General features: G+C 57.6%; 10 protein-coding genes. 3 read left to right on the top strand and 7 right to left on the bottom strand.

The features are described from left to right. Position 1: 1 nt before the first annotated feature. Both ACOYA6_RS03945 and ACOYA6_RS03940 read right to left on the bottom strand, forming a co-directional pair. Complete coding sequence (locus tag ACOYA6_RS03945) at positions 2-1978, bottom strand: glycoside hydrolase family 127 protein (RefSeq protein ID WP_422654085.1); 1977 nt, start codon at positions 1976-1978, stop codon at positions 2-4. A 10-nt stretch (positions 1979-1988) separates the two neighbouring features. Continuing rightward, the gene (locus ACOYA6_RS03940; RefSeq protein ID WP_422654084.1) at positions 1989-3392 is read right to left on the bottom strand and encodes an MFS transporter; all 1404 of its coding nucleotides are present in this window, start codon (positions 3390-3392) and stop codon (positions 1989-1991) included. A 243-nt stretch (positions 3393-3635) separates the two neighbouring features. On the opposite strand from ACOYA6_RS03940, the gene ACOYA6_RS03935 reads away from it, so the two are divergent. Both ACOYA6_RS03935 and ACOYA6_RS03930 read left to right on the top strand, forming a co-directional pair. Next, entirely contained in the window at positions 3636-4535 is a 900-nt protein-coding gene (locus ACOYA6_RS03935; RefSeq protein ID WP_422654083.1) for an ROK family protein, read from the top strand. Between the two features lie 44 nt (positions 4536-4579). Continuing rightward, the gene (locus ACOYA6_RS03930) at positions 4580-5578 is read left to right on the top strand and encodes a LacI family DNA-binding transcriptional regulator (RefSeq protein WP_422654082.1); all 999 of its coding nucleotides are present in this window, start codon (positions 4580-4582) and stop codon (positions 5576-5578) included. Between the two features lie 40 nt (positions 5579-5618). On the opposite strand, the gene ampC is transcribed toward ACOYA6_RS03930, so the two are convergent. From ampC to ACOYA6_RS03905, 5 genes are all read right to left on the bottom strand, one after another. Next, positions 5619-6761, bottom strand: a complete 1143-nt coding sequence (ampC, locus tag ACOYA6_RS03925; protein ID WP_422654081.1) for a CMY2/MIR/ACT/EC family class C beta-lactamase — start codon at positions 6759-6761, stop codon at positions 5619-5621. A gap of 95 nt (positions 6762-6856) precedes the next feature. After that, entirely contained in the window at positions 6857-7921 is a 1065-nt protein-coding gene (locus ACOYA6_RS03920; protein WP_422654080.1) for a fimbrial protein, read from the bottom strand. 2 nt (positions 7922-7923) lie between these two features. After that, positions 7924-10452 carry a fimbria/pilus outer membrane usher protein gene (locus ACOYA6_RS03915; protein WP_422654079.1) on the bottom strand — a complete coding sequence of 843 codons (2529 nt, stop codon included), beginning with the start codon at positions 10450-10452 and terminating at the stop codon, positions 7924-7926. Between the two features lie 14 nt (positions 10453-10466). Beyond that, positions 10467-11129, bottom strand: a complete 663-nt coding sequence (locus ACOYA6_RS03910) for a fimbrial biogenesis chaperone (RefSeq protein ID WP_422654078.1) — start codon at positions 11127-11129, stop codon at positions 10467-10469. Positions 11130-11188: 59 nt separating this feature from the next. Beyond that, positions 11189-11749 (bottom strand): fimbrial protein, encoded by a 561-nt coding sequence (locus tag ACOYA6_RS03905; RefSeq protein ID WP_422654077.1) that lies wholly within the window; start codon positions 11747-11749, stop codon positions 11189-11191. An 894-nt stretch (positions 11750-12643) separates the two neighbouring features. On the opposite strand from ACOYA6_RS03905, the gene ACOYA6_RS03900 reads away from it, so the two are divergent. Further along, on the top strand, positions 12644-13747 hold the full coding sequence (locus ACOYA6_RS03900; RefSeq protein WP_138368573.1) for an NADH:flavin oxidoreductase/NADH oxidase: 1104 nt from the start codon (positions 12644-12646) through the stop codon (positions 13745-13747). The last annotated feature ends 26 nt before the right edge of the window (positions 13748-13773 follow it).

Raw genomic sequence — 13773 nt, 5'->3', positions numbered from 1 at the left:
GTCACAGACAGGTATGGCTCTCATCCACCCAAATTCGCATCTCCCCTTCCCCGCGATTTGCCCAGCTAAACCACGGAATAAAGGTCAGCGTCTGAGGTTCCTTACAGGTCATCGGCCGATCAAACTGATACAGCGGCTTGTCCTGCGGGGCGCTGAGTCCCTGGCGATACCCTTGGGCCTGGATCAGGATCTTATTCGCCATCACCCCGCTGCCCGGCACTTCGACAAAGGTGCTGTTTTTATCGAGCGTCAGGTTGTGCAACTCGCTGCCGTTGTCCGCCTCTTCCAGGCAGTACACAATCGGACCCCGCTGGAGGGCAACTTTCCCGGCGAGATGGCGGACCAGCGGATTGCCATACACCCGACGCACCGGCATCGGCAGCGTCAGGGCGATTTTGTCGCCCGCCGCCCACGTGCGGCGAATGTGCAGATATCCTTTGTCGATCTCCCCGCAGTACCGCTCTCCGTTCAGTTCCACCTGCGCATCCTCGCACCAGCCGGGAATACGCAGGGCCAGGGTATGCTCCACCGGCTCCGCTGAGTCGATGGTTATCTCAACGTTGTCCTGCCACGGGTAGTTGCCGCTGAGGGTGAGATCGAGGTTTTTCTCCCCGACGGCAACCTGCATCCGGTTGCCGACATACAGGTTGATAAACAGGGCGTCCGCGCGCGGAGTATAAATATAGTGCCCCAGCGCCACCAGGGTGCGGGCAATGTTTGGCGGGCAGCAGGCGCAGCCAAACCAGCGCTGGCGGACCGGCTTGATGTGATCGTAGATATGGTTAAACGGGATCGCTTTCGGGTAGGTCTCCAGCGGGTTCACGTAGAAGAAGTGCTTTCCGTCCATCGACATGCCGCCCAGCACGGTGTTATAGAGCGCCCGCTCCATCACGTCGGCATAGTGGCCGTCGCCCTCCATCTCGACCATGCGGCGGGCAAACATCATCAGGCCAATCGAGGCGCAGCTCTCGGAATAGGCGGTATCGTTCGGCAGATCGTAGTCCGAGGTAAAAGCCTCGCCGATGCCCTGGGAGCCAATGCCTCCGGTAATATACATCCGGCGCTGGACCATGTTGTTCCAGATCCGCAGACAGGCCTGCCGCTTAGCCTCGTCGCCGCTGATGCGGGCCAGATGGGCCACGCCGGTCATCAGGTAGACCGAGCGCACCGCGTGCCCGACCGCTTCATCCTGCTCCACCAGCGGCTTATGGGCGTGGGTGTAGGCTTTGTCCTTGATCATCCAGGCTTCGCCCCAGTTATCCCAGTGGTATGTCCCGCCCCGCTTTTGATACTCAATATCGTAGAAGTGCGGCTGCGCCCCGCGCTCCTCGACAAAATAGTTTGCCAGTTGCAGATAGTTGCGGTTGCCGGTGACTTCATACAGGCGCATCAGCGCCAGCTCGATTTCAGGGTGGCCCGGATAGCCGTGGATCTGCCCCTCGCCGGGGCCGAACACTCTATGAATGTGGTCGGCGAAGCGGCAGGCAATCTCCAGCAGAGCGCGTTTGCCGGTGGCCTTAAAGAAGGCAACGGCGGCTTCGAAGAGATGGCCCGCGCAGTAGAGTTCATGGCACTCCGCCAGGTTGGTCCAGCGCTGGCCGGGCTCTTTGAGCATGTACCAGGTATTGAGGTAGCCATCTTCACACTGCGCCGCCGCCAGTAAATCGATCACCTCGTCGGCGGTTTTTTCGAGCTCCGCATCGGGTTTCTGGCACAGCGACCAGGCCACGGCTTCGAGCCATTTGGTGACGTCGCTGTCCTGAAAGACCATGCCGTAAAACTCCCCGTCCTGCTGACCGGCAGCGATACGGAAATTGTCAATGGCATGGCTGGGCTCGGCGTCGGGGATCCGGTTATTCAGCGCGTCCCACTGATAGGGAATAACCACGTTTCTGACCAGGCGCTGGTATTCGCCGAGAAAGGGATCGTTAACGGTTAATTTACGCAGGTCGGTTTCCATTACGTCAGACTGATACATCGTAAGTTCCTCAGGCTAATTGGGCATGGCGTTGACGCAGTTCAGCAGAAATTCGCGTCATCATGGGATTGTTAAGGCGACATCCGCGCAGGCATAGCGCCAGCGCCAGATGGAAAAGCGCAGGGATCACGCTTTGCAGCAGCGAAATGCCCTGAATGGAGGCGGCGGTCTGGTGTTCTAATCCCGGGCGATAGGCCACCAGGAACAGCACTAGGCTGATAATGCCGCCCGATGAGGCCCAGGATAATTTGATGCAAAAGAGGTTGAAGGCGAAGTTCATGCCGGATGAGCGCACCCCGTTTTTCCATTCACCGTAGTCATCGGCAAAGGCCATAATGGAAAAGTGCAGCGGCAGGGTGAATCCCAGCACCATGTTGTTGATAAAGATGATCGCCAGCCACAGGGTCTGGTATTCCGGGCCGGACGGCAGGAAATACATGCCAAAACCAAAGGCGGCGAGGATCAGGTTGGTGCCGGAGTAGAGCCTCACCATATCAAAACGTCGGGAGAGCTTATTGACGATCACCGCCCCCAGAATGGCGGCCAGAGTCACCATGCCGAAGAACAGCGACATATAAAAAGAGGAGCCCTGCAATACGTAGGAGATGAAGTACATGTACCCGCCGCCGCGAATACAGAGAATGTTCACCAGCAGGAAAGACATCAGCAGCATCAGAATCAGCTGATCGTTTTTACGCAGACCCGCCAGATGCTGGCGAATGGTGAACTGCCCCGCCACCGACAGCGGCACGCGCTCTTTCACCCACAGAAAGCAGAGCAGGAACATCACCATGCCAATGCCGCACAGCACCGTCACCCCGTACTGATAGCCTTTGGCTAAATCGCCGCCGCCAAACCACGTCACCATTAACGGCAGGCCGACGGAGACGAGGAAGCCAGCAATGCCGCTGAGCACAAAGCGCCAGGACTGACAGGCGATCACCTGGTCGTGGCGATCGGTCATGGCGTTGATCATCGCGCAGTACGGCACGTTATTGGCGGTGTAGCCGATGGAGAGCAGGAAATAGGTGCCGAAGGCCCAGGCGATTTTCATCTCCGGACTCAGGTCCGGCACGGTAAAGGTCAGAATACCGATGATGGCCAGGGGTGCCGCGGTCCAGAGTTGCCACGGGCGAAAACGTCCCCAGCGGCTACGGGTTTTATCCGCCAGAATGCCCATCACCGGATCGGATACGGCATCCACAACGCGCAAAATAATAAACATCACACCTACGATGGCCGGGCTTAAGCCAAACACGTCGGTGTAGAAAAAGAGCAGAAAACCGCTGATTAAATCGGAGATGCAGTGTCCTCCCGCATCTCCCAGACCATAACCAATCTTCTCGCGGGTAGAGATGTCATCGCTGGCATCCGCTACGGCGATGTCATCACTGCTTATCGGGGTAGAAGTCATACATAAATCCTCACGCTCAGGCTTTTTATCGGGTTGGTGCCTTTACTGCATTAGGCTTGTAGGTTTTTAGTAAAAAATCTTTCATAGCGAAGATAGTGCTCATAAAGCGATCACAAAAGGATGAAATTCAAGCAGTGTGAAGACGATCTATATTTTTAGTAAAAATATTGTCAACTAATGACAGCGAGACGGGAGATGGTTTATAACCGCCTGAAATATTTTTAGTAAAAACCGAGGTGAAGAATGTACCGGACAGGGCTGGATATTGGCGGCACAAAGATTGAAGCGGCGGTGATGGATGAACGAGGAGAGATTGTCTGGCGGCAACGTTTTCCAACGATTAAAAGCAGCTACGCGGACTTTTTTGACGCGGTAGTGGAGATAATTTCGCAGGCCCGGGCGGCGTTCTGCGGGCCGATGAGTATTGGGATTGGCATTCCTGGCAGCGTCGATGCCCGCAGCGGTCGGGTAAAGAATTCGAACATTCTGATCCTCAACGATCGGCCCTTTGCCGCGCAGATTACCGCTCACATGCAGCAGCCGATTACCGTCAGCAATGACGCTAACTGCTTTACACTCTCTGAAGCCATTGACGGCAGCGGGCAAGGGTCCGATGGGGTGTTTGGGGTCATTCTGGGTACCGGCTGCGGTGGCGGATTCGCCATCGGCAGGCGATTGATAACAGGCGTAAATTCATGTTCCGGCGAATGGGGTCATAACCCGCTCCCCCACTACCAACCCGAGCGCGATGGCCCCGCCGTTCGCTGTTACTGTGGTCAGCAAAATTGTGTAGAATCGTTCATCTCTGGCACCGGCCTTGAGCGGCAGTACCAGGCGCGCTATGGCGAAAAGCTTTCGGTGGCCGAGATTGTCAGCCGGGTAAAAGATAGCGATCCGCTCGCAATCGACATGTGGCAACGTTATCTCGACCAGGTCGCGCGATCCCTGGCTATTATAGTAAACATTGTCGACCCGGATGTGATTGTGCTGGGCGGCGGCGTCTCTAACGTTGACCTGCTTTACCCGGAACTCCAGAGCAGAGTCGCAGAGTATGTGTTTGGTAAACAGTGCTGGACGACGTTTCTTCAGGCGACACACGGCGACAGCAGCGGCGTAAGAGGCGCGGCGTGGCTGGGTGGTTAACGGCTTAACCGGCGCAAAACGCGGACATTCATCAGGAAAGGGTTGTGAAAAAAAACATAAGAATCAAAGATATTGCTGATGAAAGCGGGGTTTCCATTGGCGCGGTGTCCCGGGCGCTGAAAGGCCAGCCAGGCCTGAGTGATGAGACGCGCCAGCGCGTGCTGTCCATCGCCAAAGCGAAGGGGTATGACTTTACCCGGTTACGCACCAACAAAATTAAGCGCATTCTGTTTTTACTGCACCGCCAGCACGATCTCAGTAAGGCCCTGCCGTTCTACTCTCCGCTGATTCTGGAGATCGAAAACAACTGTCGTCAGAACGGTATTGCGATGAGTTTTCTGGCGATCCAGCCCGGCGATCCCATTCAGGAACAGCTCCAGGTGCATAATCCTGACGCCCTGATCTGCGCCGGTTTTTTTGAGCCCGAACTGTTGACCCTGCTGCAGCAGGCGAATATCCCCATCACCCTGGTGGACCTGTGGTTCCCGGGCCTGCCGTCGGTGAATCCGGACAACTATGAAGGGGGCTATCTGGCGACACGCCACCTGATTGAGCAGGGGCGCAAGCGCATTGCGTTTCTCGCCAGCAGCTCGGCGCATTACAGTATCCGCCAGCGTGAAAAGGGTTATCGCAAGGCGCTGTACGAGGCGCAGATTTTACTCCCGCCTGACTATGAGCTGGCCTCCCCGCCGCTGCTGGATATTGAGCAGTCCCTGATTGCCAATATGCATGAACTGCTGGCGCTGCCGGAGCCGCCGGATGCGATTTTTGCCTACAACGACGTAGCGGCCATGGTGTCGCTGCGGGTCTGTCAGCAAAAGGGTTTCCGCGTTCCGCAGGATATCGCCGTCGTCGGATTCGATAATATCGATTATTCCCTGTTAACCACCCCGCCCCTGACCACCATCTCGGTGGATAAGCAGCAGCTCGCACGCAAGACCTTTGAACTGGTGATGCAGGAGAGCGACGAAACGACCATTTTGTTGCCGGTGAAGCTGGTGGTGAGAGGGACTACGGTGGAAGGCGTTCAGGATCATCCGTGATGATATTTTCCCGGCACAGGGCCGGGAAAACAGACCTGTGCTACTGCAACGCCTCCAGGATCCGGTACGCCGCTTTCACCCGCTCGGCGTTGGGATAACTTTTGTTTGCCAGCATCACAATGCCAAGCTGCTTCTGCGGAATAAAAGCAATGTAGCTGCCAAACCCGCCGGTAGAGCCGGTTTTGTGAACCCACGAGGCCTGCACCGGCGGCTGTGCGGGGGTGGTTGCCGTGGCCTCCCGCGCGGCCAGGGCGTTTTTATTATCCGCGCCCTCCTCCAGCGTTGCTGAGGAGACCGGCCAGTTGAGCATCTCCCAGCCCAGCCCCTGATACATCTCCCCCACCTGCCAGTAGCGTGACTGGGCGATTTCCACCCCTTTCTTCAGCGAAGCGTCTTTGATGTTTTCCGGCTGCAGGTTGGCCCTGAGCCAGCCCGCCATATCCACGATGGACGTTTTCACGCCGTAGGCCTCGGCATCGAGCATGCCCGGCGAGACGTGCACCGCTTTGCCGTCGCGATAGCCCCAGGCGTAGTCCCCCTGCTCGCTGGCCGGGACGTTCACCCAGGTGTGGTTAAGATTCAGAGGCTTAAGCACCCGACTCGTCAGCGCCTGCTCAAAGCTCATCTTCGAGGGCTTGACCGCCAGGGCACCGAACAGCCCAATACTGGCGTTGGCGTACAGGCGTCGGGTGCCCGGGGCCCACTCCGGCTGCCAGGTCTGGTAGTATTTTTTCAGCGCGGCGGTATCGGTCACCTCTTCTGGCACCTGAAGCGGAAGACCGCCTGCGGTGTAGGTCGCCAGATGCAGAAGAGTGATGCCCTGCCACTGCCTGCCTGACAGCGCGTCCCAGTACTTGCTGGCCGGATCGCTGAGCGCTATCTCCCCCCGCGCCACCGCATCGCCGCCGAGCACCCCGGTGAAGGTTTTGCTCACCGAGCCCAGCTCAAACAGGGTTTGCCGGGTAACGGGCTTTTTCCCGGCGACATCCGCCACCCCTTGCGTAAAGTAATAGGCCTGGCCCTTATAGATGACCGCGACGGCCATCCCCGGGATCGCCTGGGCATTCATCAGCGCGGTCATGGTGGGGTTGACCGCCTGTGCGACCTGCGCCTCCTCCGGGATGGCGGCAAGGGCGGAAGCGGACAGGCAAACGAGGAGCGTACAGAGCAGGGATTTTTTCATCGTTATGATCTTTAGCGAAAAGTGAGAGCGCTATTTTGCAGACCTGACGGGGAGATGTAAAACGGGCGCGCGAACCGACGCCCGTGCTCACAGGGCTAGTTATACTCCAGCGCAAAGGTGGCGGTGGTGTTTGCCCAGCCCGCCGTCACGGTCGGCTCCGTCTGCACCAGTTGGGCAACGAAGTGGAAAGGCTGAGCGTTGGCCGCGTCCGTCGCGGTCACCTGTCCCAGCCCCGGCAGGTTTCCGGCTTCGTTGATGTGCAGGCTGCTGCCTGCCGACGGCGCACCGGAACCATTATTGCCGTAGCTCAGCTTGACCCCTACGCCGCTGGCGCTTGTTGGGCTTTGCGTGATGGCCAGGGTATCGGTGACACCGGTGTCGGCAGGCGTGCCGAAAAAGCCAATTTTGATCGTCGCGGGCTGGGAACAATAGACCGGAATGGTAAACGTTTTTGCCGTCCCCGCCGTTTGCCCCACCCCTTTAAAGTCGGCGCGGTTCACCTTGCCCAGATCGACAAAAATGCTCGGGGTGGTCACGTTGCAACTGCCCGCCGAGCCGATATCCACGTTCATCGCTGTCAGATCGGCGCTGATGGGGGTGCCGGTGGTGCCTGAACCCGGGAACTCGACATACAGTTTGCCGACGTTTCCCAGGGGCTGCGCGTTGGTGTGGTTGCCGCTGGTCAGGCTGACGTCGCCGGTTTTATAGAAGGTGATGAACGCTTTCACCACGATATGCTCCTGATTCAGCAGGGCATGATTTTCGCTGCTGCTACAGACTTCCTCGTCATGCACGCCGGAGCCGTCCAGGTAGTGAACTGGCCCGCCGTCACACTGGAAGCCCAGCGCGTAACCGATGCCGGGAATGGCCGACTCAAACACCATCCGCCCGTTGATAAAGGTCTCATTCCCGGTGCGCGTCTGGGCATAGTGGACGCTTAACGCACTCGCCTGCTGGGCCTGCTGGTCGCAGGTGAAGCGAAACCCGCTGCCGCTGTCGGCCATGATGCTGGTCATCTGGGTGTTATTACGCAGCGAAGGCAGATATTTGATGTTCTGAAAATTAATGGTCATCTGCCCGGTGTCGCCGTTGCAGGCTGCCGCCCACACGCCGGGGCTGAACAGCCCGGCCACTATCAGAAGTAAATACATTAAGCGCATGATTAATTTCCTCCGGGAGATAAACAGGCGGCATAGATACGTTTCACCGCGTCCTGCTGGTCGCCAGTAATGTGGAACGGCAGCGTGCACCGGTGGGCCACCCCGTCGTCATCCCAGTTCACCTCAAGGATGCCGTCATCCGGGATACCGCTCAGATAGACGGTTCCACCGTCGGCGACCATGCCGGTGGCGGCGGTATTATCACCCGCCAGCTGCGCGCTGGCGCCAAACGGCACCGGGCCCTGTTTGTCATGCAGGGTGAACAGCACGCGATGGCCGATATGGGTCTGGTAGTTGGCCTCGACCACCGCTCCACCGCCGGGGATCACCGTTGCGCCGAACTGATCGACGTCGGTATCGCTGGTCATCGATTCGGTATCAAGAGTGATGACGTTCTTGTGATACGCCGTCAGGGTGGGCACCACCGCGTAGCCCCGCCAGTCGGTGTGGACGTTGCTGCCGTTCTGGATAGCCACGTTAGCGGCCCCCGGTGCCCGCACGATGGCAAAGCTGTCGCCGAGATTTTGCCCCAGCGTGACGCCGTGCGGGTGCGCGACGATGGAGCCCGAGGCTCCCCAGGTGAGCTGGCTGCTGTCGCGGTCGCGTCGATAGCCGAGCTGCGCCTGACCGTAGCCGCCGTGGTAATCAAGGGAAGCGCCGCTGTTACTCCCCTGCCCCTGGCGGGCGTAGCCCTGCTGCACCGAGTAATAAAGGTTCGGGTTCTCTGGCACCGAGCCGTACATCGCCGCCTGGTGCGAGGTGTAGCCGCGGTTATCCGACGAGGTGGTGTAGCTGACGGAACTGCTGGCCAGCGCGCCGCCCAGCGGAATATTGACGTTGAACGACCAGGAGCGATCGGGATTGTTGTGGCTGCTGGATCGGGTGTAGTAGTAGCCGAGCCCCCAGGAGATGCCTTTCCAGGCGCTGTAAAACCCGGCATGGAGCGTTTTGTCGCTGCTCTGGCTGTGCCAGTAATCCTGGGACCAGGCGGAAAACGACAGGTTCCCCACATCGCCGAGGGTCTGGCTGATGGCTATTTCTTCCCGGCTGCGTTTGTTGTCAATCAGCCCGTCGCGACGCTCCAGCATCATCGCCTCGCTGAAATCATAAAACCCGCTGGAGGAGTAGCGATAGCTGGCGAGGCTGAAGGTGGTACCCGCCTGGGCAAAACTTTTCTGATACTGCACTCGCAGGGAATGGCCCTTGTAGCGCCTGCCGGACGGTGCGGCGGTGCCTGCCAGCGTCACGTCCGCGCCAAGAGACCCGAGCTCGCCTAAGCCGTGCCCCAACCCGAGGGCCAGGGCGTGATAATCGTCGGCAACCTGCGTGCCGCCATAGAGCGTGAACGCGGCCGGTAAACCGTAAAACAGCGTGCCCTGGATAAAAACAGGCGAGCGGCTCTCATCCTCACCGGAATGAAAGCGCCCGGCGCTGAGGCTGTATTTAACCCGGCCCTCGCGCAGCATAAACGGCACGGAGGAAAACGGCTGGGTGAAGGTGCGTTCCGACCCGTCACTCTCCTTCACTTTGACCTCAAGGTCGCCGCTCTGCGCCGTCGGGTAGAGATCCTTGATGGCAAACGCCCCGGGCGAGACATAGGTTTCGTAGATCACGTAGCCGTGCTGGGAGACGGTGACTTTGGCGTTGCTGTGGGCCACGCCTCGGATCACCGGGGCAAAACCGCGCTGGCTGTCCGGGAGCATCTCCTCATTCGACATCAGCTGGACGCCGCGAAACTGCACGCTGTCGAACACGTCGCCGCTGGTGTAAGTATCCCCCATCCGCAGCTGGCTTTTCAGCGCCGTGACGTCCCGTTGCAGCCAGGTGCTGAGCGAATTCCAGCGCCGGGTGGTGTCATACTGCATGGACGAGGTATTGCGTAACCGCCACGGGCCAAGGTTTACGCCGCTGCGCAGGCTCAGGAAGGTGGCGCGCCCGTCATGAGTGGACTGCCCGGTTTGCGATCCGCTAAGCGTGTAGTCGACAAACGCGGCCGGAATCCCCTCATCCCAGCGCGCCGGATCGACGTAGCCACGGCTCTGCACGTTCATCGCCGCCTGGGGAATGCTCAGATTGAGACGCTGGGTGGAGAAGTCGAACGCGCTGCTGGCATCCGGGATGTATTCCCCGATGCGGGTAAAGGTCTCCCCTTCATGCAGCCGTTCAAATGACGAGAACGCGCTGACGTTGACGCCATATTCCGCCAGCTGCGGGGCCGTCAGTACCGGCGTCAGTTTGTCGTTCTCTTCTACAAAGGTGATGTTGCCCTCGCTCACCTGCTGACCGTTGACCCAGATGCTGACCGGATACGTACCGGGCTGCTGCCCGCCCGCTGACGCAAAATAGTGCAGGTCGGCGGTTTTTTGCTGCGGGGAGCTTAGCTCCAGCGCCGCCGGATCGAAGTAATCCTCAGCCCGTACCAGCCCGGGCCGGCACAGCATAAACAGCGCCGTGGGAACCGTCGCCAGCAGTAACGCGCCGCCGGACGAGGCCGTCTGCGCGCGGTGACGGCGTGATGTCTGCTTTTTCACCCTCGCTCCCCGGTTTACTGCTGCGCGGCGTCAGTGATACCGCCCGAATCATTAATGGCGCGCCACGTCACCTGCCCGGTGCCGCTAACCGTCCACGTCTGGCTGCTCATCGGGGCGATCATCCCCGGCTCGAAGATCTCTTTTCCGCCAACCGCCAGACTGTAAAATGAGACGTAAAACGGCGTCGGGTTATGGGCCACCAGCCGGTTGCCGCTGCGGGTAAAGGTCAGCTTCTGCCAGGCCTCTTTTGCGTCGCCCAGCCCTTTCGGTCGCCAGAAGAGCTTGAATTTGGATTTGACGTTGATCTGCAGCTTGTTGGACTCCCCTTTTTGCGTCGGGGAGATATTTTTCACGCACAGCCAGAAAACCGATTCCCGGTCACCGGGCAGCGTCCCGCCGGTAAAGCTGATACGCAGGATGTTCTCCTGCTCGGGATCGAGGCGAAAGAGCGGCGGTGTCACCACAAAAGGCACCGGGCGTTTATCGTCCGCGGCCAGGTTTTCCACCCACGACTGCACCAGGTACGGAACGTGGGTATCCATATTGGTCACCGTAATGGCGGCCTCGCGTTTACCTTCCTGATAAATAACGCGGGTCCCCCCCATAACGATGCCGGCCTGCGCGCTGGCGCAGAACAGAAAAAAAGAGGCCATCACAGCGGCAAGAAGCTGTTTCATCGTGCAATTACCATCGAATTCAAAGAGATGAACAGGCGCGGGGCCTGCTCATGCGGAGATCAGTTGTAAACCATCAGGAAGTTTGCAACGCCGTTGGCCGCACCCGAGGTGACGGTTGCCACCGTGGAGGTGTAGTCAGCGAAAAACGGCACCGTGGCTTTACCGGAGGCCACCGGAACGCTGGCAGAGACGGTCCCCAGGTTGACCTGCGAGCTGGATGCGCCGCCGTTATACAATTTAATGCCCACGCCCTTCGCTCCGCCTGCTACCGCCAGCAGCGTGGCATCGTCGGCATCTTTTTGACCATCAAACAGCACCGCCACCGTCTTAACCGACGTCGGGCAGTTATCTATCTGAATTTTGAAGGGGGTTTTTGTTGTTTCGACATTGGCTGCGGTGAAATAGCTTGCGCTCCATTTCCCCAGATCCACCTTCACATCTTTGCTGGAGGTGGTGACATCGCAGGAGTTGTCGACGATTTCACCGCTGAACTCGACGACGCCGCCGGTGCTTTGCGTACCTGCGGCAGCGCCCGGGTTGGTGGTTATATTGTTAGAAAATGCCGCACCAGAAGCCAGAATGCCCATCAGGGCTGCGGCGACGCGAAAGTGATTTTTCATTATTACACTCAACTTTAATTGTTATTCATGATGACGTTGACCGAAGCCCTCCGGTCGTGACATTCATCCCTTATGCGTTTCCCTTTAAATTAAAATGCCTCGTCTGGTTAACCGGAGTGCATTATTCCCCTGATTAATCGCCCTTTATAAATGAATAAAATACGTTTAATTCTTTTACGCACAGAAAAATGATATTTCCCGTAACAATAAAACACAACCATTGCACGACGACGTAAAACTGCGCGCCCATCAATGTATACATGTCAACATTGATGCGCCTGATTAATATGGTTATTTTTGTATTGAGTTGCACCACAATGGTGAAATATAGCTACAGAAACATAACATTTAAGCGTTTAAAATGGCTACCCAAGAAATTATCCCCGACAGTAAAAATAGCAGTGAAATTAATATTAGGAAAAATCCTAAGGTGTAATTTAAATAAAAATCACAGCGTAAATGTTTACATTAAAATATTCATCGTGACGCGGGATGATTACGGAATTAATTTGTGATATTGATAATGACCGTGCGCAGAATACAAATTAAGCGCTGTATCTTCCCCTGTCCATGGTGGGCAGGGGATAATTTAAAAAGGTGAATCTGATGTGTACAGGTCTTTATGACAACGCCCGTCGCTATGCTGACGAGAAAAAATAGAGCATGCCAGCACCATCAGCGTGATGCTGATGGTGCTGTATCGTTTATGCCGCCAGGCTTAAATAACTTTACACTGACGCGCTTCTTGTCGGCCTCGGATAAGTCCATAAGCCCTAACCCGGATACGTTTGTAGCATAAAATGAACATTCATCTACCGGTATCCCTGCGTTATATTGCTGAGTATTCCAGCATTAAACACCCTGTTTCTAACGCTGCAATCTGGAGTGACATGTATGTCTCAACCCAAGCTGTTTACACCGTTACGTATCCGCAATCTTGAACTTGATAATCGCATCGTGATCGCCCCCATGTGTCAGTATTCCGCCGAAGAGGGCTGTATGAATGACTGGCACACTCTCCATCTTGGGCAACTGGCGCTGTCCGGCGCGGGCCTGCTGACCATCGAGGCGGCAGCGGTCTCCCCTGAAGGCCGCATTACGTACGCGGACGTCGGGCTCTATGATGATAAAACCGAAGAAGCCATGGGCCAGGTGCTTAACACGATTCGTAAGTGGTCAAATATTCCTGTAGGCATTCAGCTGGCTCATGCTGGCCGCAAAGCTTCAACGTACAAACCGTGGGAAAAACAGGGCCAGATCCCACCCGATCGGCAGGGTGGCTGGCAAACCCTGGCCCCTTCGGCGGTGCCCTACAACGAGGGTTATATCCCGCCGACGGCCCTCGACAGCAACGGCCTGGCCGAAATCCGCAATCAGTTCGTCGAGGCCGCCAAGCGTGCCGCCAGACTGAATTTTGATCTGATTCAGATCCACGCTGCCCACGGGTATCTGCTGCACCAGTTCTTATCGCCGCTCTCTAACCAGCGCACGGATAATTACGGTGGTTCGCTGGAAAACAGAGCCCGCTTCCCGCTGGAGATTGTCGATGCGGTGCGCGAAGTCTTCCCTGCGGACAAAGCCATCAGCGTGCGTATCTCTGCGACGGACTGGGTGGACGGCGGATTTGACCTCGAGGAAGCGGTCGCGTTCTCTGAGATGTTGGAAGCGCACGGCGTCGACGCGATTCACGTCTCCAGCGGCGGCCTGCATCCTGACCAGAAAATTGCTGTCTATCCTGGCTATCAGGTGCCGCTGGCAAGAGCGGTTAAAGCGGCGGTCAACATTCCGGTGGTGGCGGTGGGGTTAATCACCGAGCCGGAGCATGCGGAATCTATCGTGGCGAGCGGGGATGCGGATATCATCGCCATCGCCCGAGGGGCGCTCTACAACCCACGCTGGCCGTGGCATGCGGCGGCGGCACTGGGTGCGCAGGTGCATGCGCCGGAACAGTATCTGCGCTGTCAGCCCCACACCCTGAAGAACCTGTTTAAGTCCTGATCCTTCTTAGGGCAAGTACCCGTGGT

This window comes from Leclercia barmai (assembly GCF_049312895.1).
GTDB lineage: Bacteria > Pseudomonadota > Gammaproteobacteria > Enterobacterales > Enterobacteriaceae > Enterobacter > Enterobacter barmai.
Note: the sequence above shows the minus strand (reverse complement) of the source record. Positions and strands in the feature narration are given on the sequence as shown.